At 43.7% G+C, this 26,164-nt stretch carries 21 protein-coding genes, 1 tRNA gene and 1 pseudogene; 22 read left to right on the top strand and 1 reads right to left on the bottom strand.

Translation table 11 applies throughout. The features are described from left to right. The first annotated feature begins 29 nt into the window (after window positions 1-29). Window positions 30-1,646, top strand: a complete 1,617-nt coding sequence (locus K5Q29_RS05160; protein ID WP_221877038.1) for an ABC transporter ATP-binding protein — start codon at window positions 30-32, stop codon at window positions 1,644-1,646. A gap of 131 nt (window positions 1,647-1,777) precedes the next feature. Here K5Q29_RS05160 and K5Q29_RS05155 read toward each other — a convergent pair. Then, window positions 1,778-1,859 (bottom strand) — tRNA-Leu (locus tag K5Q29_RS05155). Window positions 1,860-1,983: 124 nt separating this feature from the next. Between K5Q29_RS05155 and rsgA the strand changes: the two genes are divergently transcribed. From rsgA to K5Q29_RS05050, 21 genes and pseudogenes are all read left to right on the top strand, one after another. Then, window positions 1,984-2,859 carry a ribosome small subunit-dependent GTPase A gene (rsgA, locus tag K5Q29_RS05150; protein WP_105139685.1) on the top strand — a complete coding sequence of 292 codons (876 nt, stop codon included), beginning with the start codon at window positions 1,984-1,986 and terminating at the stop codon, window positions 2,857-2,859. A gap of 14 nt (window positions 2,860-2,873) precedes the next feature. Next, complete coding sequence (gene rpe, locus K5Q29_RS05145; protein WP_105108244.1) at window positions 2,874-3,533, top strand: ribulose-phosphate 3-epimerase; 660 nt, start codon at window positions 2,874-2,876, stop codon at window positions 3,531-3,533. Next, a complete protein-coding gene (locus K5Q29_RS05140; RefSeq protein ID WP_105139686.1) occupies window positions 3,526-4,158 on the top strand; it encodes a thiamine diphosphokinase in 633 nt (210 codons plus the stop codon). Before rpe ends, K5Q29_RS05140 begins: the two co-directional genes overlap by 8 nt. Further along, window positions 4,159-5,397 (top strand): DNA recombination protein RmuC, encoded by a 1,239-nt coding sequence (locus K5Q29_RS05135; protein ID WP_105139687.1) that lies wholly within the window; start codon window positions 4,159-4,161, stop codon window positions 5,395-5,397. Then, entirely contained in the window at window positions 5,387-6,328 is a 942-nt protein-coding gene (locus K5Q29_RS05130; protein WP_105139688.1) for a 3'-5' exoribonuclease YhaM family protein, read from the top strand. The genes K5Q29_RS05135 and K5Q29_RS05130 overlap by 11 nt, the downstream gene beginning before the upstream one ends. After that, complete coding sequence (locus K5Q29_RS05125; protein WP_105139689.1) at window positions 6,328-7,194, top strand: aminoglycoside phosphotransferase family protein; 867 nt, start codon at window positions 6,328-6,330, stop codon at window positions 7,192-7,194. Before K5Q29_RS05130 ends, K5Q29_RS05125 begins: the two co-directional genes overlap by 1 nt. A gap of 101 nt (window positions 7,195-7,295) precedes the next feature. After that, the gene (purR, locus tag K5Q29_RS05120; RefSeq protein ID WP_002938438.1) at window positions 7,296-8,108 is read left to right on the top strand and encodes a pur operon repressor; all 813 of its coding nucleotides are present in this window, start codon (window positions 7,296-7,298) and stop codon (window positions 8,106-8,108) included. A 284-nt stretch (window positions 8,109-8,392) separates the two neighbouring features. Then, complete coding sequence (locus K5Q29_RS05115) at window positions 8,393-8,683, top strand: WXG100 family type VII secretion target (protein WP_013730614.1); 291 nt, start codon at window positions 8,393-8,395, stop codon at window positions 8,681-8,683. A 73-nt stretch (window positions 8,684-8,756) separates the two neighbouring features. Then, the gene (esaA, locus tag K5Q29_RS05110; protein ID WP_105139690.1) at window positions 8,757-11,906 is read left to right on the top strand and encodes a type VII secretion protein EsaA; all 3,150 of its coding nucleotides are present in this window, start codon (window positions 8,757-8,759) and stop codon (window positions 11,904-11,906) included. Continuing rightward, window positions 11,907-12,371: a type VII secretion protein EssA gene (gene essA, locus K5Q29_RS05105; protein ID WP_013730613.1), complete on the top strand. Its 465-nt coding sequence runs from the start codon at window positions 11,907-11,909 to the stop codon at window positions 12,369-12,371. A gap of 29 nt (window positions 12,372-12,400) precedes the next feature. After that, window positions 12,401-12,640: an EsaB/YukD family protein gene (locus K5Q29_RS05100; RefSeq protein ID WP_024413501.1), complete on the top strand. Its 240-nt coding sequence runs from the start codon at window positions 12,401-12,403 to the stop codon at window positions 12,638-12,640. A gap of 1 nt (window position 12,641) precedes the next feature. Beyond that, window positions 12,642-13,904 carry a type VII secretion protein EssB gene (essB, locus tag K5Q29_RS05095; RefSeq protein WP_105139691.1) on the top strand — a complete coding sequence of 421 codons (1,263 nt, stop codon included), beginning with the start codon at window positions 12,642-12,644 and terminating at the stop codon, window positions 13,902-13,904. Between the two features lie 3 nt (window positions 13,905-13,907). Then, complete coding sequence (gene essC / locus K5Q29_RS05090) at window positions 13,908-18,335, top strand: type VII secretion protein EssC (protein WP_205032608.1); 4,428 nt, start codon at window positions 13,908-13,910, stop codon at window positions 18,333-18,335. A 1-nt stretch (window position 18,336) separates the two neighbouring features. Beyond that, the gene (locus K5Q29_RS05085; protein WP_052506915.1) at window positions 18,337-18,663 is read left to right on the top strand and encodes a TIGR04197 family type VII secretion effector; all 327 of its coding nucleotides are present in this window, start codon (window positions 18,337-18,339) and stop codon (window positions 18,661-18,663) included. Between the two features lie 9 nt (window positions 18,664-18,672). After that, window positions 18,673-19,044 carry a hypothetical protein gene (locus K5Q29_RS05080; RefSeq protein WP_029179009.1) on the top strand — a complete coding sequence of 124 codons (372 nt, stop codon included), beginning with the start codon at window positions 18,673-18,675 and terminating at the stop codon, window positions 19,042-19,044. Then, a complete protein-coding gene (locus K5Q29_RS05075) occupies window positions 19,031-20,551 on the top strand; it encodes a T7SS effector LXG polymorphic toxin (protein WP_105139794.1) in 1,521 nt (506 codons plus the stop codon). Before K5Q29_RS05080 ends, K5Q29_RS05075 begins: the two co-directional genes overlap by 14 nt. A gap of 4 nt (window positions 20,552-20,555) precedes the next feature. Beyond that, on the top strand, window positions 20,556-21,230 hold the full coding sequence (locus K5Q29_RS05070) for a hypothetical protein (RefSeq protein WP_105139795.1): 675 nt from the start codon (window positions 20,556-20,558) through the stop codon (window positions 21,228-21,230). Window positions 21,231-21,254: 24 nt separating this feature from the next. Further along, entirely contained in the window at window positions 21,255-21,554 is a 300-nt protein-coding gene (locus K5Q29_RS05065; RefSeq protein WP_024412827.1) for a DUF4176 domain-containing protein, read from the top strand. 292 nt (window positions 21,555-21,846) lie between these two features. Next, a pseudogene (essC, locus tag K5Q29_RS05060) lies at window positions 21,847-24,792 on the top strand (type VII secretion protein EssC); the annotation flags it as partial. After that, entirely contained in the window at window positions 24,789-25,886 is a 1,098-nt protein-coding gene (locus K5Q29_RS05055) for a hypothetical protein (protein WP_105139864.1), read from the top strand. The pseudogene essC (K5Q29_RS05060) and the gene K5Q29_RS05055, both read left to right, overlap by 4 nt. Beyond that, window positions 25,879-26,163, top strand: coding sequence for a hypothetical protein (locus K5Q29_RS05050; protein WP_105139865.1), 285 nt, complete (start codon window positions 25,879-25,881; stop codon window positions 26,161-26,163). The genes K5Q29_RS05055 and K5Q29_RS05050 overlap by 8 nt, the downstream gene beginning before the upstream one ends. The last annotated feature ends 1 nt before the right edge of the window (window position 26,164 follow it).

Here is a 26,164-nt window from a genome sequence, read left to right as displayed (position 1 = left end):
TGTCAGATTGTTCCTATCTAGGAGGAGTTATGAAAAAAATCATCTATCAATTGAGGTTTGTTATTGCCATTCAGTTGGTTTTCCATATCTTATATAGTTTGACCAATGTCGTTTTGCCGGAGTTAAATAAGTATCTTTTTGACCATATTTTTCAGATGGGCTGGACAGGGCTTGTATGGCTCTTGTTAGCCTATGCCTTAACCATTATTGCTAATTCAGTCTTTCAGTACATTTCCCAGGTTTATGAGTGGAAGGTGTCTCAGGGCTTCTATGTCACTGCTAAAAAAGGCCTGGCAAACAGCTTGTTATCACAGTCTTTATCCAAATTTTCAGAGAAGAATGTCTCCGCCTATCTGTCCATTTTTGATAACGATTTGGAAACCATTGAGGAGAGTTATCTAAGCCCTCTCATGGACATTATCCGCTCTAGTTTGAGCATGCTCATCTATGCGGTTTCCCTCTTTCTCTTTGTTCATCCGCTGGTTGCGGTTGGCATTATTCTATCGTCTGCCTTGGCGGTTTTCATTCCCAAGTGGATTTCTGGTCCTCTTTCTCAGCGGCAGCGGGCATTTTTACAGAGTTTGGAAAGTTATTTTCAGGTGGTAACTGACCTCTTTTCTGCTAAGAACCGTGTTAATAGTGAAACCTTCGGCTCCATCAGCCGTGTCCACCATCGGTCAGTAGAAGAAAGTGAACAGGCTCGTTTTCGCTTTGGGCAATTCAAGACCCTGGCTAATGTTGTCAATGGATTTTCCATGTTTTTGGTGCAATTAACAGCTTTTGGCTTGGTCGGCTATCTCTTGCTACAAAAAGAGTTGATCATTGGAGCTGCTATTGCGACTTTTAGCTATGTTGAAAATTTCATCTATCCTATGAAATACATCCTCTTGGATGTCAATTATATCCATTCAACCAAGGAAACAGTTGCCAATCTAGAAGACTACCTTGCTGGTCAGGTCTTGTCTGAGCAAGTGCCAAGCTATCCCAATGTGGCAGCCTTAGAAGTCAGGGATGTGGCCTATCACGTGGGAGAATTAGCGGTCACCGATTTTTCCTATCGGTTTGACAAGGGGAAAAAGTATGCCATCATTGGTCCGTCAGCCAGTGGAAAATCCACTTTTCTACGAGTGTTGGCAGGGGAACTGGCTCTGGACATGGGGAGTGTTTCCTATTTGGAACATGATGTTTCACATGAAATGGAAGCAGCTACCGCCTTCTATCTCAGCCAGTTTGAGCATCTTTACCATACCGATTTTGAAAGCAATGTGTCTGTTTTTGGAACCTATGAGAAGGGAAGAGATGTCATGCTTGGCTTGTTAAGGAGCTTGCCAACGAGTTTACAGGACACCTTGCGTACAACAAGCGATCCCAGTCTCTTGAGTGGTGGCGAAAAAAATATCCTGTGTCTGCTCCGTGCCCTGATGAGTGGTAAGGATGTCTTGCTCTTGGACGAACCGACCGCCCATTTAGACCCTGCCCTGACCAAGCAGGTCTTGACCAACCTCTTGCAGTTGGAGGACAAACTCATCATCACCATCTTGCATGAATCGGACCCTGCCATCCTAGACATGTTTGACCACGTTTTGGAAATGCGGGATGGGAAACTGATACTCTTCGAAAATCAAAATCAGACGTTGTTGACTTGATTTGATGAACTTCAGTTCTATCTGCATCTGCGTCGCCTAGTCTGTTTTTGATTTTCATTGAGTATGAGTGAGAAAATATAAAAATCACCCCAAGCCATCAACTTTGACTTGGGGTTATCCTTTATAAATAATGCGGAGGAAGGGATTTGAACCCTCACACCCGATGGGCACATGCGCCTGAAGCATGCGTGTCTGCCGTTCCACCACCTCCGCTTGCTTTTTATTATACTATTTTTAAATTGAAATGACTAGAGTAAAGTGTAAAATCGAAACCGCTTGCGGTTTTTTTGTAGGAAATTTGGTATAATAGGAACAAGTACACACAAAGGAGTCTTCATTGCAAGGAAGAATTATCAAGGCCTTGGCTGGTTTTTACTATGTCGAGGCGAATGGACAGATTTATCAAACCAGAGCCAGAGGAAATTTTCGTAAGAAAGGCCAAACGCCCTATGTGGGTGATTTTGTGGACTTTTCTGCGGAGGAAAATTCAGAAGGCTACATTTTAAAGATTCATGAGCGAAAAAATAGCTTGGTTCGACCTCCTATCGTCAATATTGATCAGGCGGTGGTTATCATGTCGGCCAAGGAGCCTGATTTTAATGCCAATCTACTAGATCGTTTCCTAGTGCTTTTGGAACAGAAGGACATGGATCCTATTATTTATATCTCTAAGATGGACTTGGTAGAAGATCGGACGGAGATGGATGTCTTCAAGGCTATCTATGAGAAAATTGGCTATCCATTTGTCTATAGTTTGGAGGAATTGACGCCATTATTGCAGGATAAGGTGACGGTCTTTATGGGGCAGACAGGGGTTGGCAAATCAACTCTGCTCAATCGCATTGCACCAGAATTAGCCTTGGAAACAGGGGCTATTTCAGATAGTCTGGGGCGTGGTCGCCATACCACTCGTGCGGTCAGCTTCTACAATGTCTTTGGTGGGAAAATTGCGGATACGCCAGGTTTTTCATCCCTAGACTATGAAGTCAAGGAGGCTGAGGCTCTGACAGATTGTTTCCCAGAGATTGCGGAAAGCAGCCAGGACTGCAAATTTAGGACCTGTACCCACACCCATGAGCCGGATTGTGCAGTCAAAGAAGCTGTTGCCAGCTCTGCCATTTCCCAAAGTCGCTTTGACAATTATCTCCAATTCCTCAGCGAAATCCAAAATCAGCGCGAAACCTATACCAAGGTAAGTAAGAAATTCAAATAGAAAGTTGGTTCTCTATGTCACATTATAAGATTGCACCGTCTATTTTGGCGGCAGATTATGCAAATTTTGAAAAAGAGCTCAAGCGTCTAGAAAAGACAGGTGTGGAGTATGTGCACATTGATGTCATGGACGGTCATTTTGTGCCAAATATCAGCTTTGGGGCGGATGTGGTTGCGGCTATGCGTCCTCATAGCAAGCTGGTTTTTGATTGCCATCTCATGGTGTCCAATCCTGAAAATCATATTGAGACCTTTGCACGTGCGGGTGCAGATATTTTAACCATTCATGCAGAAGCAACGGTTCACCTGCATGGGACCTTGCAGAAAATCCGTGCCGCTGGTATGAAGGTGGGTGTGGTCATCAATCCAGGTACACCACTTGTGACCATTGAGCCTGTGCTCAACTTGGTGGATCAGGTTCTGCTCATGACGGTCAACCCAGGTTTTGGTGGACAAGCCTACATTCCAGAAGTGGCTGAGAAGATTGAGGCCTTGGTCAAACTGCGTGAAGCCAAGGGCTTGACCTTTGACATCGAAGTGGACGGCGGGATTGACGATAAGACCATTCATTCAGCCAAAAATGCGGGTGCCAATGTCTTTGTGGCTGGTTCCTATCTCTTCAAAGGAGACTTGGATGCCAACGTTGCCAAATTGAGAGCGGCCCTCCATGATTAAGATTGCTGTCATTGCAGGCGGTTCCTTTGACTGCCTTCCTGAGCCTGCCGACCTCTATGTGGGGGTAGATGCAGGCTCTCTTCGTCTTCTGGACCATTCCCTGCCTCTTGACTGGGCCATGGGTGATTTTGACTCGGTGACACCTGAAGAGTTGGGGCGGATAAAGGATCTAGCAGAGCGGTTCCTACAAGCTCCTGCTGAAAAAGATGATACAGATTTGGAGCTGGCTTTAAAAGAAATCTTCAAGGCCTATCCGCAGGCCCAGGTTCGCCTATACGGAGCCTTGGGTGGCCGCATGGACCATATGATGGCCAATCTCTTTCTGGCTGCAGAGCCGGACTTGGCAACCTATATGGAGCAGATTGAACTGGTGGACAGTCAGAACATCGTCCGTTTTCGACCTGCAGGTCAGCACCGTTTGTCACCGATTGCTGGTATGAAGTACATTTCCTTTATGCCGTCGGACCAAAGCCGCCTGACCATTCGTCATGCCAAGTACCCGTTGGATGCCAGCAATTATTTTTTCAAAAAATGCTATTCCTCTAACGAATTTATAGATAGAGACATAGACATTCAACTGGATAAGGGCTACGTGGTCCTTATCTACAGTAAGGATAAGGATTAGATGGATATTGTATTACTTATTTTGCTGATACTGGTCTTGCTTGCCTTGGTTTTTCTTTATGGAAAATGGCAGAGCTTGGCCCTGCTTTTGCAAGATCAGGCAGAAGACACAGCAGACAACTTGTCTGATCAGCTCAGCTATCAATTAGAAAATGCAACCCTCAAACAGCAACAGGCCATTCATCAGGAAGTGGAAAGACTCCGCACGGAGCTTTACCAACAGCTAACAGACATCCGTCAAGAGCTGAATAAGAGCCACTTGGAAACGCGAGATGCCACCGACCGCCGTTTGCAGGCCATTCAGGAGTCCAATGAAAAACGCCTGGAAGAAATGCGGCAGACGGTTGAGGAAAAGCTAGAGAAAACCCTGCAAACCCGCCTACAAGCCTCCTTTGAAACGGTGTCTAAGCAGTTGGAATCGGTCAATCGTGGTCTGGGAGAAATGCAGACGGTGGCGCGTGATGTGGGTAGTCTTAACAAGGTGCTGTCTGGCACCAAAACCCGTGGTATCATGGGTGAATTGCAGCTGGGGCAGATTATCGAGGATATCTTGACACCTAGCCAATATGAGCGAGAGTTTGCTACGGTTTCAGGCTCTAGTGAGCGCGTGGAGTATGCGGTCAAGCTACCAGGACGGACGGAAGGCGACTATATCTACTTGCCAATCGATTCCAAGTTTCCGCTGGCGGATTACTACCGCTTGGAGGATGCCTACGAAAGTGGGGACAAGGACCAGATAGACCTCCATCGCAAAAATCTCTTGGCTGCTATCAAACGTTTTGCCAAGGATATTCAGAGCAAGTACCTCAATCCGCCAGAAACGACTAACTTTGGGGTGCTCTTTCTGCCAACCGAAGGGCTGTATTCAGAAGTGGTTCGCAATCCCATTTTCTTTGATGACCTTCGCCGTCAGGAAAATATCGTGGTAGCAGGACCGACAACACTTTCTGCCCTGCTCAATTCCCTCTCCGTCGGCTTTAAGACTCTCAATATCCAGAAGTCTGCCGATGATATTTCCAAGGTCTTGGGCAATGTCAAGCTGGAATTTGGCAAGTTTTCTGACCTCTTGCTTAAGGCTCAGAAACAACTCAATCAGGCTAGCAGCAATATTGACAAACTCCTAACTACTCGCACCAACGCTATCGAGCGTAGTCTTCGCACCATCGACCTGTACGAAGATGACCAAACCAAGGGACTACTTGGCCTGTCCCCATTAGATGAGGAAGATAATGAAAATTAACCAAATGAAAAAAGATGAATTCTTCGAAGGATTTTATCTTATTAAAACAGCTGATGTCCGTCAAACACGGGCTGGCAAAGACTACCTAGCCCTGACCTTCCAGGATGATACTGGTGAGATTGAAGGCAAGGTCTGGGACGCACAGCCAGGGAAAATCAAGGATTTTACTGCTGGGACAGTTGTTCACGTGCAGGGACGCCGTGAAGTTTATAACAACACCCCGCAAGTCAATCAATTGATTCTCCGTTTGCCAAAAGCTGGCGAACCCAATGACCCTGCTGATTTCAAGGAAAAGCCACCTGTGGATGTCAAGGACACTAAGGACTATCTGAGTCAGATGATTTTCCGCATCGAAAATGCCACATGGCAGCGGATTGTTCGTGCCCTTTACAGCAAGTACGACAAGGAGTTTTATTCCTATCCAGCAGCCAAGACCAATCACCATGCCTTCTATTCAGGCTTGTCCTTCCATACGGCGACCATGGTAAGATTGGCAGATAAAATTGGGGATATTTATCCCCAGCTCAACAAGAGCCTGCTCTTTGCAGGAATTATGCTGCATGACCTAGCCAAGGTGATTGAACTGACAGGACCTGATAACACAGGTTATACTGTTCGTGGCAATCTGATTGGACACATTTCCTTGATTGATGAAGAGATTACCAAGGTTTTGGTGGAATTGGGCATTGATGATAGTCTGGAGGAAGTGACTGTTCTGCGCCACGTTATCCTCAGCCACCACGGTCTCTTGGAGTATGGTAGCCCAGTCCGTCCGCAGATTATGGAGGCGGAAATCCTCCACATGATTGACAACATCGATGCGGAAATGATGATGATGCTATCGGCCTTGGACAAGGTCGGTCCAGGCGAGATGACCAACCGCATCTTTGCCATGGACAACCGCGCCTTCTATAAGCCCAACATCGACTGATGGCAGTTAGGATAGTGTCTCGACAGCCCCTCACCAAAGGCTGGTCCACGGACCAAAAGTACAAGGTCCAGCTAGAAGATGGTCGCTTTGGTCTGTTGAGAATAGCAGAGCGACCAGCCTATGAGGCTAAGCGATTAGAGTTTCAGTTAGTTGAAAACTTGTTTGGTCTAGGTTTGCCTGTGGCAGAGCCACTAAGTTTTTGGGCGGATGACTTGTCCGTTTACACCCTCTATGAATGGGTGGAAGGTCAGGATATGAATGAAGTGGCTTCCGATCTGCCTGATTCTGTCTTGTATGATTTGGGCTGTCAGTCAGGGCAGTTTTTGCGAACCTTGCATGCCCTACCGATCGACCAAAGTCAACGGGACTGGAACAGTTTTTATCAGGCTAAGATTGATAGTAAATTAGCTGCCTACCAAGCAGCTAGTCATTCCTATCCAAATGGTCAAGCTATGATAGACTTTGTCCAGGCCAATCGTCACTTGCTTGAAGGGAGACAGATTGCCTACCATCATGGAGATTTTCATACAGGGAATTTCTTGTTGGGAAGAGATGGAAAACTAAAAATCTTAGACTTTGATCGCTACGATATAGGAGATCCCTGGGAAGAATTCAACCGTTTGATTTTCACGGCGGATTTGTCTCCAGCCTTTGCACGTGGTCAGGTAGATGCCTATTTTGACGGAGCTATTCCAGAGGAATTTTGGAGACTTATGGCTCTTTATGTAACAGTAAATAGCCTAGGCGCTCTTTCTTGGGCAGAACAAGTAGATTCCGAACAAATTCCATTGATGAAGTTGCAAGCGCAGAAGATTTCTGAATGGTATGAATATTTTAATCATCATCTTCCAAGGTGGTATATGTAAGCGATAAACAAAATACGAAAAAGACGGACTTTTTAATCAAAAAAGTTCGCTTTTTGTAGTTTGTTGTGATATAATAGAAAAAAGTGAAAGAGGATGATTTTATGAAATTAAGAAGAAGTGAGCGTATGGTTGTCATTTCCAATTACCTCATCAACCACCCTTATGAATTAACTAGTTTGAATACCTTTGCGGAAAAGTATGAATCTGCCAAGTCATCTATCTCAGAGGATATTGCCATCATTAAAAAGGCTTTTGAGGAAAGCTCTATCGGGCATATTGAAACCATTACTGGTGCCAGTGGAGGAGTTGTTTTTACTCCATCAATCTCTAAGGCAGAGTCTGTCGAAATTGCACAGGCCCTTCGTGATCAGATGGCTGAAAGTAATCGTATCTTGCCAGGCGGTTATATCTATTCATCTGACTTGCTGTCTACACCGCATATTTTGAAAAATGTCGGTCGTATCATTGCAGATGCTTTCAAAGATGAAAAGATTGATGCGGTCATGACAGTTGCGACTAAGGGTGTCCCTTTGGCCAATGCTGTTGCCAATGTCCTTAATGTACCGTTTGTTATTGTGCGCCGTGATTTGAAAATCACAGAAGGTTCAACCGTTTCTGTCAACTATGTGTCAGGATCTAGCGACCGTATCGAAAAGATGTTTCTGTCCAAGCGTAGTTTGAAGGCAGGAAGCCGTGTCTTAATCGTCGATGACTTCTTGAAAAATGGTGGCACCATCAATGGTATGATTAGCCTCTTGTCTGAGTTTGACTCAACCTTGGTAGGCGTGGCTGTCTTTGCGGAAAACCAAAAAGGGGACCGTAGCGTAGCTAACTACAAGTCTTTGCTCGCTGTGACCGACATCAATGTCAAGGAAAACCGAGTTGATGTAGAGTTGGGAAATATTTTTGAATAACATTTACCAACCTACACTTAAAGAGACGTAAGGTGGTCCCTATTTAGATTATTCGTGCATAAAGAAAAAGCTGAATTTTCAGCTCAGATTGGAGGAAGGTTTGTTTCGAACATCTTCCTTCAATCTTTTTTTGCTCTGTAGTCAAAATAGTATAAAATTTTTACAATTATGTTTTGCCCTGGCTAAATAATTATTTTTCTATAAATAAAGTTGCATATATGGTTGTATTTTTGGCTTTTTTATTATATAATGGATTAGTAATTATAAGACAAAAGGAGAAAGATATGTCACGTATTAAATTAACCCCAGATGAGCTCCGTACTTCTGCGATTCGCTATACAGAAGGTTCAGATAACATTGATGCTATTTTATCATCTTTGTCAAATGAGCAATCTGTTATTCGTGAAAACTGGGAAGGTACAGCTTTTGACAGTTTTGATGCTCAATTTGAAGCGCTTAAGCCAAAAATTGTTGAATTTTCTGAGTTGCTTCGAGATATCAATGCCCAATTGAATAAAGTTGCTGACATTATCGAGCAAACAGATGCAGACATTGCAGCGCAAATCAATGGCTAAGGGTTGACGAAGTTCAAATGCTAGGAAGGCGCCAGCCTTCCTATTTTTTATCGAAATGAAGGAGATATGAAAAATGGATAAACAGCGCATTTTGAAGTATGGGAGAAATGCTTTGCTGGTCTTACTTTTGCTTCTATCTATCATTGGATTAAATATTGCCGTTCAGAACAACACGAGTATTTCCAAGAAAGAGCAAGAAGCAGGGCGACAAAATATTAAGCTGGATGTTGCCTTGGTCAATGAAGATAATACTATAACCCTAAATGGTACGGAATATAATCTTGGTGCTAGTTATGCAAAAAATATCGAAAAAAATACTGCCCATAACTGGTCAACTGTCAGTCGTGGTACGGCTGACAAGGGGTTAAAAGAAGGGCTTTACCAACTGGTTGTGACCATCCCAAGCGATTTTTCAACAAAAATCTTGGATATCAACAATACCAATGTGGATAAAGCGACAATTACGTATAAGATTAATGCAAATGGTAATTTGCAGGTAGAGAATGAAGCTGTTAAGGTGGCAAAAGGAATTATTGCAGACCTACAGAGTCAGCTGATTGATATGTATATGGCCAGCATTCTCGGGAATCTTTATCAGGCTCAACGAAATGTTCAGACCTTGTCAGATACAAAGGTGAGCAATATTGCTGTTTTTAGGAACAATCTCTATCAAACAGCTGTTGATTTTAAGACACTTTTTCCGAATTTGACTTCGACGGCTGATTCAACATTGGCAGCTAATAATCTTTTGAAAGAAGCGCTTTCTGGCAACGTGACGGCATATGATAGCCTAAATACTGCTCAGACAGGACTAAAAGATAATTTGGCTACCTTGATTGAACAACGAAATCAGGGAAAACTATCACAGGAAGAATTTTCAGCTTCACTTTTAGCAATGAATAGCTCTGTACTCAGCGCTGAAACGGATCAGTTGTTTGCAACGATTAAAACGACCCAAGAGGTGCTCTCGGGGCAGTTGGGGGCAGCAGCGATAGACGAGACGGGTGAAGCTAGTGGCTATGTTGGTTTGGTTGAAAAGTTGGATCAAGCCATTGCCGATTTACAGGTGGCAATTGAAGCTGAGAGTACGAAATTAGCAGAGCATGAGGCTGCGATTTCTGACTTTGCTGAAACACATTTAACCACTTACTATGGTGATAGTCTGAAAACAATCCACATTGGAGCGGTTTTGGGTAAGAGTACAGAGTTGCCGGTTTCTCTAGCATCCTATCAAACGAGCTTAGACCAGTTGATTTTGAATCAATTGGCAGGTTTACCAAGCTTGACTCCTGCAGATCTGACTGCTGATTTAAACAAATTGGATCCAAAGGCAGCGAGTCAGATTCAATTTGACGCAGCATTTGCGCAAGCGCATTTTGGTGAACACTTTGTAGCTTCTAATGATTTGAAAGAATTACAGGCTCTTGCTAAAGAGTTAGAACCGCATCTTCAAGCTGCTGCAGATTTTAAAATTCCTACTCCAACAACTCGTGCCACTCTTTCTTTAGAAATTCCTAGCGGGTTTGATTTGGTATCTTGGGAATTGAATGGCAACAGCTATACCAATCCTAGTGAAGTTGTTGCTTTGCAAAAGGATAATACAGTAACCGTCACTCTCCAATATGAAAAGAGTCAGACGACCACGGTTTCAACAACGGTAGTAACGGATTCAACTTCAACTTCGTCAACGACGGGTTCGAGCTCATCGGAAGAGAATACTGCATCGACTATGTCACCGTCCACTGGTACACCTGTCACGACAACTGAGATGGCGAAGGGGAGTGTCAAAGTAAGTGTTAATAATCTGGAAGTCACAACAGCAGGATTTGATTGGGAAAACTTCTTAAAAGAACAGGAAGCTTATCGTAAAGCAGAGGTTGCTTATGCTGCAAAAGTTAGTGAAATCATTTCCAAGTATAATCAAGCTAATCGTTTATTAGATCAATATTATCCTGTTAATACTGTAACTGGTGAACGTAGCAGTTTGACGGATAGTTTCTTCAACCAAGACGCGAAATCCCTGTTGACCTCTTTAGTCACGAGCTCCATTACAGCTAATTTACAATCCTATTCTGAAGCGCGTGCACAAGATCAAGCTTTGAAGGAAAGATTGGCTGAGTTAGAAGGACGCAAACAAGAATTAAAAGATCAACTCCAATATATCAGCACGACAAATAGTGATTTGGCTCAACAGATAGCGAATCAGCTGGCATTTTTGGAGGATGTCAAGGCACGAGCTCAGTCTATTGCAGATGGTCAAGAGCAACAAACTGCTCTTCAAGGAACGCATGATACAGAACTTGCGGCGCTCGCTACTGAATTGGATGCTTCCCTTTCTATTACAGGTGAGGTAAAATCCCTTTCAGAACAGAACGTTGAGGAGGCGACTAATGTCAATACCGTCTTCACTACATTTACTAATGATGTACAGGCTGCTCAAGAAAGCGGAGAGAATCTATCTTCTGAAGCAACTGCCCTGATGGAGAGGTTTGAATCAGAATTGGCTGAAAATGGCGACTTTGTAAAAACCTTTACTTCTGTCTTAAGCAATACCTATGACAATGGTGTTCCAAATGAAGTGATTTTGGATTTCTTGTCCGCACCATTGACAGAATCGTCTTCATCTGTAAAAGCAACAGTCAACACCTACAGACCTTTCACCTGGATTTTACTCTTGGAGATGGTGACCCTGTTTGCAGCTTATGTTTTTGGTACTCATCGTGTGATTAAGGCTGTGAAAGATAAGTTTAAAGTGAGCCGTCTCGAGGATACAGATTTAGTAACAGTGACTGTGCTCAGCGTTCTATCACTTCTGGTCGGTGGATTGATCGGGGTTGTATCAAGTCAACAGTTGCAGATTGATAGCGAGTTGATCCCGACTTGGGTGCTGATGATTACCTTGTTTAGCTTATTACTAGCACAAGGTCAGTATCTATTGATAAAAAATGCCAAAGGACTTGGCATGGGGATTAGCTTCTTCATGGTTATCAGCTTTATTTACCTATCCAATGCCATTGGTACAACTGCTAGTTTGACAGGCCTGTCTGCAACACTGAAAGCCATCAACCCTCTTTCTGTTTTAGAAAATAGTTTATCTGGTTACTTTGATGGCGAAGCTGCCAGTCTGACAGTGATTGCTACGGCGCTCGTATTGGGGCTTGGTTTTGCTGGCTTGAGTGCTTTTGTTGATGTGGAAAAATTCCTAAATAAAAAAGAGGATTAAATGAAAAAGATAGCACTTGTTCTTAGTTGCCTGGTTCTCTTTCTTCCGGTTGGGATAGAAGCGTCCGAACTTGGAGACAATAGTCTTCAAATTGATAGTTCACGCATTGAAGTAGAAAAAGAAAAGAAAATAGGTAGTCAGGATTTACTGGTCCAATCTTTGTTTTTGGCACCAGATCAAGCAGAATTGACTGCCAAAAAAGAAGCTGATCAAGTCTTATTAGAGCATCAGCTAAATAGCCTATTCCAAACTGGTGAGAAACCAAGCACGGATATTTTGCAAGTGGGGACCTTGTTTGATACTCGGACCCATAAGGTGATGACAACCAAGGTAGATAGTGGGACAGAGGGAGCTCCAGCAGGGCTTCTCTCTGGCCTGTTTTTTGCTTCTATTGTAGTTGGCATTCTATTGCTTGCAAGTTTAGCAACCTATTTGATGGGTAAGGATGAAGTAGGCCAGGAATAATCTTCTAGTGGTCTATTGGAGGAGATGAGATGGAGACGCATATCAATGTTACCTTACATGATGGAGGACGAATCAGGGACTTACGGATTCCGACTCACATTGAGGTTAGGAGATTAATCAAGGAGTTGGATAGCATCTTCGAAAAAGAGAATGCTAGAAAAAAATACCAACTCCATGTTGTTAATAAGGGGTTTGTTTTGGACGAAGGGAAAGTATTAGCCGATTATCCTGTGACAACGGGAGATATTGTAGAGGTTTTGGAGGTTTAGGGTGAAAGAAGAAACATTTGTCTTTGGTGGACAGGAATTTGTCTTTTTAAAGGGTGATAAAGAGTGGCACCTTGATGTAAAACGGTCTGATGTGGCAACGCAAGAGCTAACTGACCTGCTCTTGTTGGATCTGCACCACCCTCAATTTTTACAACAGGAAATGACGGTGGATGAAGATACTGTTCATTTCACCTATCATCTGGATGCATTTGGGCAAACCTTTGAGGACATGAAGGAGAAAGAGGTCTCTGAAAAACTACGACTTTCTCTCAATGTTTTAGAATTGAAGCAGGCTTTGAAATTGCCAATCACCTTTTTCGTGCATCCGTCATCTGTCTTTATTACTAAGGATGGTCGGGTCAAACTAGCCTATCGGGCTATCCCGGAGAAGATGGTGCCTCAGACCTTGGATGTTACGGATTTGTTGAAGCAATTAAAATCTTATATCCTTGCCTTATTTACAGAGCATGATTTTATGGACCTTTACAATGGTGCGCTGGATGTGGTTCCTGTACCGGAGTTCTTAGATACCATTCGCAAGGCAGAGGATATGGATAGTTTGGAAGGACTTTTGCAGGGCTATTTTCAGGATAAGTTGGAGGAGGAGAAGGCGACTTTGACAAGGGTTTCTCGCTCCAAGCACCGTCTCTATCGCTATGCGACCATCTGGCTTTCTGCCCTGGCAGGATTATTGGTCTTGCCGCTGATTTATCTAGTTTTCATGCACAATCCTTTCAAGGAAAAAATGCTGGATGCGGATACGGCCTTCATCAAGGTGGACTATCCTGGGGTGATTAGTGAGTTGGAGCGGGTAGAGGTTTCTAATCTTCCCTACACTCAAAAATACACTCTTGCCTATGCCTACATCCAAGGGTTTGATTTGAGTAATGAACAACGTTCTGTTATCTTAAATAATGTGACGCTCAAATCAGATGAGCAATATTTGGACTACTGGATTGAAATTGGTCGTGGTAATAGCCAAGAAGCTTTGGATTTGGCCAAGCGTTTGGATGATTCGGATTTGATTTTGTATGCTCTTTACCAGCAAATGGAACAGGTTCGTGAAAATCCGACTTTGTCGGGGGAAGAGCGGGAAACAACCTTGGATGAATTGAAAGCGGAGTATCAAAAGTATTGGGATACCCGAACTACGATTTTGAATGAAGATGGGTCACAGGTGAAAACAGGTACAAGTTCGACTTCTAGTTCAACCTCTTCTACAGAGTCATCATCAACGAGTCCATCAAGCTCGAGCGGGGAATAAGCAATGGCAGAGACAGTAGTTTTTTATAAAGATGGTTTTCGCTATGTGGCGGATGTGTCTGCTGGAAAAAAGATTCTTTTTCAAGGCACAGAAAAGGCACAGGTTTTTGTCTCCTCACTGGATACTCCTTTGACGATTTGGTTAGATGAAGCACAAGTTTGCTATGACTATGATGGAGTGGAAGGAAAGCTTGTATCTGGTATGTCTTTGGCGGGGGGCGTGGTCTATCTTCTTCCGTCGGAACAGGTAATCCTAGACCCTCTTGATAAGCAGGAATTAACGATCGGCCAGCATACGGGCAATAGTTTTGTTCTTGCAGGGTCAAGTTGTCATGTCTTGCTCAAACGCAGTGACCAGTCATGGATGCTTTATCGTTTGGCGGGCTCCATCTATATCAATAATCTTTTGATGGAGAAGGGGGAAATGGAACTGGCTCTTGGAGATGAGCTTGCTTTTGAGGATACTTTTTTCAAATTTTATGCAGATGAGGTCCTGGTTGCGGGTCCTGTAGAGGCTAGTGATGAGTTGGCTCGTAAGTCTGCATCGCGCTATGCTTTTTATGAGGATTATCCAGACTACCATCGCTCTCCACGGATTATCTATCGGAGTTCAGAAGACAGGGTGGCTATCAATGCGCCTTCAAATGCACCTTCAAAACCGTCTGACAGTTTGTTGAAATTAATCTTGCCTCCTCTTATGATGGTGGGGATTACATTGGTTATCATGATTTTCCAACCTCGTGGTCTCTACGTGCTTGCGACTATCGCCATGTCGATTGTGACGTTGGGGATGTCCATTGCTGGCTATATAAAGGGGAGAAAGGATTATCAGAAAGAGCTGAGAGACCGAGAGGGGCTCTATCATGACTATCTGGCTGATAAGGCCAAGGAGTTGGCTGGTCTGACCAAGTCGCAGAAAGATGGTCAGCTCTACCATTATCCTGCTATTGAGACCTTGGTGGATCTGGCAGATAGCTACCACCATCGGATCTATGAGAAGACGCCTCTTCATTTTGATTTCTTGTATTATCGCTTGGGTCTGGGTGAGGTTCCGGTGTCTTATGACTTGTCCTATGCTCAGACAGAACGGTCGGGCAAGCGGGATCCCTTGGAGTTGGAGGGTTTCCAACTCTATGAACAAAACAAGACCATTTCAGATATGCCCATTGTGGCCAATCTGTCCCATGGTCCTGTCGGCTATATTGGTCCGCGTGCCTTGGTGATTGAGCAGCTCCAACTCATGGTCAACCAAATAGCACTTTTCCATTCCTATCATGATGTGCAGTTTATTACCATCATGCCAGAGGAGGAGAAGGAGCAGTGGGATTGGATGCGGTTCTTGCCTCATGCGACCTTGCAGGACATGAATGTGCGTGGCTTCGTCTATAACCAAAGGACCCATGATCAGGTGCTCAACTCGCTCAATCAGATTTTGAAACTGCGCAGGGCTCAAAAGGAAGACAAGTCCAATCGGGAGTCGACCCTCTTCAGCCCTCACTATGTGGTTTTGGTGACGGATGAGAAGTTGATTTTGGACCATGTCATCATGGAGTTCTTCACAGAGGATCCGACGGAGCTGGGCTGTAGCCTGGTCTTTGTGCAGGATGTGCTGTCTTCTCTGTCTGAGAATATCAAGACCATCATTAACATCAAGGATCGAAACACTGGTCAGCTGGTCATGGAGGAAGGTCAGTTGCGTGAGATTGACTTTGCCTTGGACCACTTCCCAGTTGGCTATGATAAGGAGACCTTGGTGCGCCGCTTAGCTCCACTTAACCACCTACAGAACCTCAAGTCTTCTATCCCTGAAACGGTGACCTTTATGGAGATGTACGGGGCTGAGACCTTTGAGGACTTGGGTGTTGTCAGTCGTTGGGAAAAGCATGTGCCTTATAAGAGTTTGGCGGTGCCTCTGGGTCTGCGTGGCAAGGAGGATATTGTCTATCTGAACTTACATGAAAAAGCTCACGGTCCGCACGGCTTGGTGGCAGGTACCACGGGTTCTGGTAAGTCAGAGGTCATCCAGTCTTATATCTTAAGCCTTGCGGTTAATTTCCATCCGCATGATGTGGCCTTCCTCCTCATCGACTATAAGGGCGGGGGCATGGCCAATCTCTTCAAGGACCTGCCTCACTTACTTGGGACCATCACCAACTTGGATGGTGCCCAGTCCATGCGGGCCTTGGTGTCCATCAATGCGGAGCTTAAGCGTCGTCAACGTCTCTTTGCGGAGAATGATGTCAACCATATCAATCAATACCAGAAGAAGTACAAGCTGGGGGAGGTGAGTGAGCCCATGCCCCATCTCTTCTTGATCTCCGATGAGTTTGCGGAGCTCAAGACCAACCAACCTGACTTCATGAAGGAGCTGGTCTCAACCGCTCGTATCGGTCGAAGTTTGGGTATTCACCTGATCTTAGCTACTCAGAAGCCATCTGGTGTGGTGGATGACCAGATCTGGTCCAACTCCCGCTTCAAGCTGGCGCTCAAGGTGGCGGATCGGAGCGACTCCATGGAGATGCTTAAGACGCCAGATGCGGCTGAGATTACCCAGGTGGGTCGTGGCTATCTGCAGGTCGGAAACAATGAAGTGTATGAACTCTTCCAGTCTGCCTGGTCTGGGGCTGATTACCAGCCAGATAAGGATGAGCAGGGGATTGAGGACCATACCATCTATGCCATCAATGACATCGGTCAATATGAGATTCTTAACGAAGACCTGTCAGGTCTGGATCAGGCTGAGTCCATCAAGGAGGTTCCGAGTGAGCTTCAAGCCATCGTAAGTAAGCTGAAAGCCTTGACAGAGCGCCTGTCCATCCAGGCCCTGCCGCAACCATGGTTGCCTCCGCTTTCTAAGGAAATCTTCCTGCAAGATCTACGCCCACAAGGTTTCAAGGACTTGTGGGGACAGGCAAGTGGTCTGGTTGCACGCTTGGGGATGGTTGATATACCAAGTCACCAGAGCCAAGAAGTCTTGGAACATGACTTTGAAAAGGATGGACACATCGCCTTGTTCTCTAGTCCAGGTATGGGGAAATCGACCTTTGTTCAAACCCTAGTGATGGACTTGGCACGCCAACTGACACCGGAGGAGCTACACTTCTATCTATTGGACTTCGGTACCAACGGACTCTTGCCGTTGAGAGATCTGCCTCATACTGCGGATCTATTGATGGCGGAGGATACAGAGAAGTTGACCAAGTTCATGCGTCGGATTAAGGACGAGTTGGCTCAGCGCAAGGCGGCCTTTAGTCGCTATGCCGTCCCAAATCTCACCCTCTATCGACAGGCGAGTGGAGACGAGCTTCCTGTTATCTTCTTGGTTTTGGATAATTTTGATGGTTTGAAAGAGGCAAGCCTTGGAGCTGAAATGGAAACTCTCTTACAAACTCTGGCACGTGAAGGAGCCAGCCTCGGAATCTATCTGGTCCTCACAGCTGGTCGCAGTGGGGCTCTTCGCCCAGCTTTACAAGCCAGTCTGAAAACACGTTTGGCATTGAAATTGACAGATGACGTCGAATCTCGTACCATTGTCGGTCGTCACCAACATGTGATGGAAGAGGTTCCTGGTCGAGGCTTGGTTCCTTTGGATGAGGTTGAGGTCTTCCAAGTAGCCCTTCCAGCCTATGCCAAGGACTCCTTTGGTCTGGTGCAGGCTGTACAGGATGAGGCGAAAACCATGGCTGCTTCTTGGACAGGTCGTCGTCCAGAAGGCATACCAGTCATGCCTGAGAGCCTGAGTTTTGAAGAGTTTGCGGGACTAGCAAGCGTGCAAGAAGCTGTCGCAGGTGGTGAGCTACCAATCGGACTAGACTTTGAGAATGTGGAAAGTGTTAGTTTGAAGCTTGACCGCTTTAAGCATTTGGTTTACCTGTCAGATAGAGAAGAGCAGGTGCAAGCAATTGGCGAGCATTTACTGAAGACCATGCAAGAGTTGACATCTTACCAAGTTATGTTAATCGACACAGCAGGAACGTTTGCGCATCATCAAGGAAACTGTAAAACCTATCTCTCAGGTCAGTCCCTGATTTCAGATATGGCTGAGCAACTTCTGTATGAACTGGAACGGAGACAAGCAGAAGGCTTTACTGAACATTTCTTGGTGGTGATTTCTAACTATGAGAGCTTCCTATCTATGACGGGTGCTAGTCAAGACAAGATGGCCTTGCTTTTATCTCAAGGTTCACAGGTTGGCTTACACTTAGTTGTTGGTGGCTTGTATAACTTTATCGGAGTTAAGACGGATGCGGCTGTTAAAGTCTTGCGTGAGCAAGCTCAACAATTCCTATTTGGAATGAAGTTAAACGATCAAAGCATTGTGGATAAGGTCTACAACAGCAAGGAGTCACACCCTGCTATGGATGAGGTCTATCTTCACAATCGCAGTCAATCTGACTTGATAAAAATAAGCCAATGGAAGGGAGAAGGATGATATGATAGAGAATAATAGCTACACAGCTCAATCGTGTGCAACGAGCATTAGTCAGGCCGCAACACGATTAGCAGATCAGGGTTTGAGCCAAAAGGATAATGGTAGTGAATACCTAGGCAAGACTTCTGCCTCTAGTGCTATTGATCAAGAAAACCAAGCTACAGACCAGCTGGCGAGCCAGTTAATGCAGTTTGTACGCTTAATCCAACAAACGGATCAGGAATTCCAGGCGGTAGATGCTCGATTAAGTAGTCAAATCATGGAACAAATCGAAGTCCCAACCGCATCATATAGTGCCGATTTCACCCCTCGATCAGGTTTGTTTTAAGGAGTGTTTATGGCTGAAACAATGAAAATAGATACACTGTACACAGAGGAAAGAAGAACGCAGGAACGTTTGGACGACTTGGTTCGTTCGAAGCATCATTATCAGATATTGGAAGAAGATGTCGTCAATGGTCGTGGGGAGGTCCTACTTCATTTACGCGAGATAGAAAATCGGTCTCCTGATTCAAGGGAAGTCTATGAACTCATAGAACTATTTGAGGATGGCATCCGTGGGGTTTCACAGAGCATCATCACCCATCAGGAAAGCTTATCTAAGGAAGAAGTGCGGCTTCAGAGAGTTTTAGACGATATATATTATGAGAGGCAGAAACTCAGTCTAGGGGATTCTGCGGGAAAGGAGGAAGAGAATGGTAAAGGTTAATCTTGGAAGTATGAACGGTCATATTTCCTCCGTAAATGCGACATCAGGGCAACGGATTGCCAGCCTGCAACAAGTAATCAGTTCCTTGGACCAATTTTACAGTGCTGGTAGTTTGCAGGGTCAGGCTTATACCAATGCCAAGGATTTTGGTCAAGATGTTTTAAGGTCCTTGGCCCAGGGCTTGATTCTCTATTCAGAAGAGTTGAGTCAGAGTGCGAGCCAACTTGGGAGCTTATATAAGTCCATTGTAGGGGATGAAAGCTTGGATGAATCGGTTTTGCGTGCCAACATCGCCTCTTATCAAGCCAGTCTTGCTCATCAGTCTTATATTTACAATCGTTTGATGGGAGAGGATATCCTTAATTTTCGCTCACTTAACAGTCTCCACAGTGCTATGAGCATCACCAACAACAGCCTACAGAAAGAGCAGGAGAAGTTGGACAGGCTCCTAACCTTTAATAGTCAGTCTGTCTCTGTTTTCTCGGACTTGGCTCAACTTAAACAGTCTATCACAAGTGGTTTTTCAGGAGTTCAAAGTAGTTTTGGGCAACACGCTAGTCTGGGTGGTTTCAGAATGCCAGAAGATATGGCTTGGAAAAAGGATCTTGACGATAGGTGGAAGGAACGTGTTGAGGTTATTCAGTCTGGATATGATGCAGTTGTAAAGAAAGTGGAGAAGGGCGAGGAGTTGACAGAAGAGGATATTCGTGTCATTAACCGATATGTACATGAAAATCCGCACCTGTCCCTTGCACCGTCTATCCAGAAAGCTACGGAAGTTTACGCAATCATTCGAAAATATGAGGAAGTAGTAAAAAAGTTAGAAAATGGAGGAGAATTAAGCAAGGAAGATATTGCTAGCATTGAAGATTTTATACAGGAACGTCCAGACTACTTGCTTGACTCGATAGTTAGTAATGCGCTTATGGTTCATGAGGTTGGGGGTGCTAGCTCTTATGCTAAAGGTGCTAGTTACCTAAGTACTGGAAGTTTAGCTGGTACGGAGGCCCTTGCTAGTATTAAGAAAATAAAGAATGGAACTTGGTGGCGTAAACCAGTTTCTACAACGTACTCTAAAACTGGCTATAAAACTTGGAGACAGGTTAGTGGAGAAGTAAGTCGTTTTAAGAATGTTAAAGTGGCTAGAAGTGCAGATGAACTGATAAATGGTGCTGGGAAAATTGTCAAAGGTGGTGGGGCGAAAGGAGCTCTCAAGAGTGTTGGAACTCTGGGAGGTGCTCTGGCTATATTTGATGGTGTTACAACTTACTTTGACAGAGTTGATCAATATGGTACAGTTAACGCGACAGTTGATGGAGTTGCTCACACTGCGACTGCTGTTGGCTCAATTTATGTTGGTGCTGCAATAGGTTCTTTGATACCAATACCAGTGGTTGGCACAATCGCAGGAGCTGCCGCAGGTTATGTGTTTGGAGGTATAGTGAATACACTATACGATGGTTTAGTACGTAATGATTGGGACGGGGATAACTGGGCTTTATGGTGAGTATATGTTTTTAAGAAAAATTATTTATATTGGTGAGTCTGAAAATGGTGCAGTTTATTTTGATACGGAGAGGAAATTAGCTCTGTCAGCTCCCAAAAGTCAACTGCTCAATACAGAAGGAGCGGGTAAGGTTAACCGCTTTATCCCTCTATTGGTGGGTTTTCTTATCGTAGGCGGTGGGACTAGTTTTTTTACGGTTGCCAACCCATTTGGAGGTCGTTATAGCTATGGAACTTTGATTTTTTTAGGGGTTACTTGGCTCTTTGAATTTATTGGTATGGTATGGCTTTTAGAAAGAGCACTTTATAAAAATGTTCAACAAGCACAACCCACCAGCCGACAAAACTTTAGGGTGGCGGTTTATAATAATCTAATCTGGCGTAATTTTAGTGATAAAAAGGTGACAACTGGTAAAATAGTAGTTTGTTGGCTTTTTGTATCTATGATATTTTTAGTAAATATTGCTTGTTTCCCTATATTTCAAAATACAATTTTGCCGTTAATTTTGAATAGTTCAAGTATTGGTAGTGAAATAATAATGCTATCATTATTGGGGATTATGCCTTTCAGTTTGGTACTTCTAATCTGGCAAAATAATCCAATACGTTTCATGAATCTTGTAGGTAAATACCAAAAGCGAGAGATTAAATGGGGTAAGGAATCCATGTCTAAAGATTAATTTATAAGTGGAAAGGAATAGAATATGGCTGAAGAAATTTTGCCGTTAGGCAGTGTCGTTACATTAAGAAATGGAGATGGCACAGAGTTGGTAATTATTGCAAGAGCAAGTATAGTCGTTGAAAATGATGAAGAAATCTATTATGACTATGGCGCGGTTTTGATTCCTCAAGGAATGATGAGCCCTGACAAGGTTTTCTTTTTTAATAGAGAAAATGTTCAAGAAATTAAATTTAGAGGTTATGAAAATAACGATGAAAAACTATTTTCTAAACAATATAATCAAATGATTGAACATTCTCCATATCCCAAAGGAACTGTTTAGTTTACAAGTTGTTAGTCATAAGATTAGAGTTTAAACTGTCCAGTAAACAGTTGGCAGGAGTAGAGTATCCATTTAAGAATCTGACGCATACAAATTATTGCCTAATTAATAACAGAATCCAGTCAGGATCACCTTGTCTGGATTTTTTGGTATAATGGAAAGGTAATATTCTTCCTTGACACATAAGAAGCTAGGCTAGACTTGTTCTAAGCGGAGCTGTTGGATTCGACAGAGTTAGACTTGCCAAACTTACTTCACTCTTGGAAACGGGTGAATTGCTCTGCCATTTTTCAAAAAACAGACCCTCTTCAGCCCTCACTATGTGGTCTTGGTGACGGATGAGAAGTTGATTTTGGACCATATCATCATGGAGTTCTTCACAGAGGATCCGACGGAGCTGGGCTGTAGCCTGGTCTTTGTGCAGGATGTGCTGTCTTCTCTGTCTGAGAATATCAAGACCATCATTAACATCAAGGATCGAAACACTGGTCAGCTAGTCATGGAGGAAGGTCAGTTGCGTGAGATTGACTTTGCCTTGGACCACTTCCCAGTCGGCTATGATAAGGAGACCTTGGTGCGCCGCTTAGCTCCGCTAAACCACCTACAGAACCTCAAGTCTTCTATCCCTGAAACGGTGACCTTTATGGAGATGTATGGGGTTGAGACCTTTGAGGACTTGGGTGTTGTCAGTCGTTGGGAAAAGCATGCGCCTTATAAGAGTCTGGCGGTGCCTCTGGGTCTTCGTGGCAAGGAGGATATTGTCTATCTGAACTTACATGAAAAAGCCCATGGTCCGCACGGATTGGTGGCAGGTACCACGGGTTCTGGTAAGTCAGAGGTCATCCAGTCTTATATCTTAAGCCTTGCGGTTAATTTCCATCCGCATGATGTTGCCTTCCTCCTCATCGACTACAAGGGTGGGGGCATGGCCAACCTCTTCAAGGACCTGCCTCACTTACTTGGGACCATCACCAACTTGGATGGCGCCCAGTCCATGCGGGCCCTAGTGTCCATCAATGCGGAGCTGAAGCGTCGTCAACGTCTCTTTGCGGAGAATGATGTCAACCATATCAATCAATACCAGAAGAAGTACAAGCTGGGTGAGGTGAGTGAGCCCATGCCTCATCTTTTCTTGATCTCCGATGAGTTTGCGGAGCTCAAGACCAACCAACCTGACTTTATGAAGGAGCTGGTCTCAACCGCTCGTATCGGTCGTTCGCTAGGTATTCACCTGATCCTAGCGACTCAGAAGCCATCTGGTGTGGTGGATGACCAGATCTGGTCCAACTCCCGCTTCAAGCTGGCGCTCAAGGTGGCGGATCGGAGCGACTCCATGGAGATGCTTAAGACGCCAGATGCGGCTGAGATTACCCAGGTGGGTCGTGGCTACCTCCAGGTCGGAAATAATGAAGTGTATGAACTCTTCCAGTCTGCCTGGTCTGGGGCTGATTACCAGCCAGATAAGGATGAGCAGGGGATTGAGGACCATACCATCTATGCCATCAATGACATCGGTCAATATGAGATTCTCAACGAAGACCTGTCGGGTCTGGATCAGGCTGAGTCCATCAAGGAGGTTCCGAGTGAGCTTCAAGCCATTGTAAGTAAGCTGAAAGCCTTGACAGAGCGCTTGTCCATCCAGGCCCTGCCGCAACCATGGTTGCCTCCGCTACCTTCACGTTTGTTTGTGGAAGATTTACGAGATGAGGCTGAGTTAACTTGGTCGGGAGTCAATGAGGAGTTAGAGGTTCTTCTAGGTCTCTTGGATAAACCGAGCCAGCAGGCTCAAGAACCGCTGTCTATCAACCTATCTCAGGATGGTCATTTGCTTATGTATGGGGCTCCAGCGACCGGTAAGACTACTTTCTTACAGACTACGGTCTTGGATCTAGCTCGTCACTATAGCCCATCTGAACTCCATATCTATCTGATGGACTTTGGGACGAGTGGTCTGGTTCCAATGGGGGATTTACCACATGTGGCGGATGTCTTCCTCTTGGATCAGGGAGAGAAGATTGGTAAGTTTATCCGTCTTTTGGAGAAGGAAATCAACCGTCGCAAGAAATTGCTTACGGAACATCGTGTGGGTACCTTGTCCATGTACCGTCAGTTGACAGGACAGGTGGAGCCACGTATTGTCATTGCCTTGGATAGCTTTGAGTCTATGAAGGATGAGAGTTTTGAGGCAGAATTACTCAAACTCTTGACCCGCATTTCTCGTGAGGGTCAGGCCATTGGTCTTCACCTTGTGGTGACGGCTAGTCGTCAGGCTAACCTTCGTGCGACCTTCTACTCTAACTTCAAGCACCAGTTGACCTTGAAGCAACACGATAAGACAGAAGTTCGCAGTGTTGTCGGGGCTACTGGTCTTGCGGATATTGAAGATATTAAGGGACGGGCTCTCTATAAGGGTGAGGAAGTTTATAGCCTCCAGTTGGCACTTCCCCTTCGTGTGGACCACGACATAGAGCTGGTGGATCAGATGCGTGAGGAAGTGAGTCGTCAGAAGGCTGCTTGGACGGGTCAGGTTCCAGAAGCTATCCCAATGGTGCCAGAAGAGCTGACTCGCGAGGACTTCCTCAGTCGTGCCAGCGTCCAGAAAGCCATCGCCTCAGGTCAGATTCCACTTGGACTGGATCTGGAAACGGTGGAGGCTGTGAGTTGGGATTTGACCGTTGGGAACTTTGTATATATTTATGAACAAGATAGGCATAGAAATAACTTTTTGCGAGGTTTTTTAAATACTCTAGGACAAACAGATTATTCTGTAAAAATGGTTAGTGGCGAAGAGTTCTTTACTGATAATGGGACGGAAGTTTCGTTTACACCTTCGAGTCGTTTATTAATGATTGATGAAATATATGATTCTGTTTTTGAAAATATCGAATTTGATGAATATGATGAAATAGTTGTTGTCATTTGGAATGAATTAGATGTTTTAGTACAAGAGGATAGTCAGTTGTTAGATAAGATGCTCTATATATTGACTAATGGTCCTAAAGTAGGAGTATACAGTTTAATTGTTACTATGCCTGGCCTATCTTCTAAGATTGATGTTGTTTCTAAGCATGTTAAGTTAATGAAAGAAGCTGTGGTGGAAACACGATTGAATGATCAAAAAATCCTAAGCTTAAATAATGTTAAGTACTCAGAGCCGTCATTACAAGAGTCATTAGCCTATTTTATAACTAACAAAAATTATAAATTGATGAAAACTGTGAGTGAGGGGTCTAAATGACAAATAATCAATATAAAATAAAAATTCATCATAAAGCTGAGAACAAAAAAATATATATTTCAATTGGTATCAATGTTGGTTTTGCCCTACGTGATTTTGTGTACGGCAATGATGTATATTCTTTTAAACCGGGAGCATTGCTTTTCTTAGCTAAATATAAAGAAGAATTTGCTAAAGAACTCTATAATAAGAAAATTAATATTTCTGTGTATGCTTCTCAAACGATTTTTTCATTCATTAGTAATTCAAAGAAGTTGATTGGTGACATAGATATTTTTGAAAAAATAAAGTCAAAAGTTCCGTCACGAGAAGAATTTCCGGAGTTATTTAAACAATTTAAATTAGATTACATAAATAACTTTTCTGATGAAGTGAAAGAAGAATTAATTTACTCAGAATTTCTACATTATCATAAACGGTTCTCAATGGATAATTTTCATAAATCCATTGAGAGTCTTACATTCGAAGATGTAGAGAAAGTCCAAAAATACCTTTTCCAAAAAATTCGATATAAAGTATATATTTATGGAAATGTTGAAGAAAGGATTGAAGATATACAGGCTTGGACGGTAAACGGTTGTTTAGAGTTTATTAAGCCAATCATTCTACCGCTTACTGATGGAGAGGTTGTCTGGAAAGGTATTGAACTCAATGGAATATCAGATAGGCGAAGTTATCTGATGCATACAAATTTATTCCAAATTCCAATCGCTGATGCTTACTTGACCTATCAAATTCTAAGTCAATGGTATAGTGATAAAAAGATACAAATTACCATTGATTCTGTAGAAATGGGAGCTATACTGCCAGATACTGATAATATTGAAGATTTTAAACTGGACCTAGCCAGTATCCAACTATTTAAGGACAATATTTTAAGGCAATATGAGTATTTAAGCGGAAGAAAGCAATTATTTTATTCGATATACTTTATGAAACTATGGCTGGCTGGTTTAGATTACCTTGACTTCTATCTGTACTTACAAAAAATAAGTTCGGAGGAGATTGAAGATAAAATGTCTACTGTACTAAAGGTAAGTCAATTTTGCAAAGTTGAACTATCAAAACAAAATATGGAGATAACAAATGAGTGAGCAAATATTAATAAATCCAGAGGGATTCTATCCAGAAATAGATAATTTGTCAGTGGCTCAAGCTCTTATAACGGATGAAATGTTTTCAATAGATAAGGGTGAGCTTAATCTGGATACAGTTTCAGAGATTGACAGTTTAGTAAAGGAATTGAATTCACTTTATGTACTTTATAGAGAGCATCTAGGTCGGGATGTTAAAAATCTAAATGTAGTAATTGCAGAGTGGATGAAGGTAGATGCCTCGCTTGCAGGAAAAAATTTGCTTGGGGGGGATTAAG

It is taken from the genome of Streptococcus sp. 2018037, from assembly GCF_019754195.1.
GTDB classification, from domain to species: domain Bacteria; phylum Bacillota; class Bacilli; order Lactobacillales; family Streptococcaceae; genus Streptococcus; species Streptococcus hashimotonensis.
The sequence above is the reverse complement of the archived record's forward strand: the minus strand, read 5'-3'. Positions and strand labels throughout refer to the sequence as shown.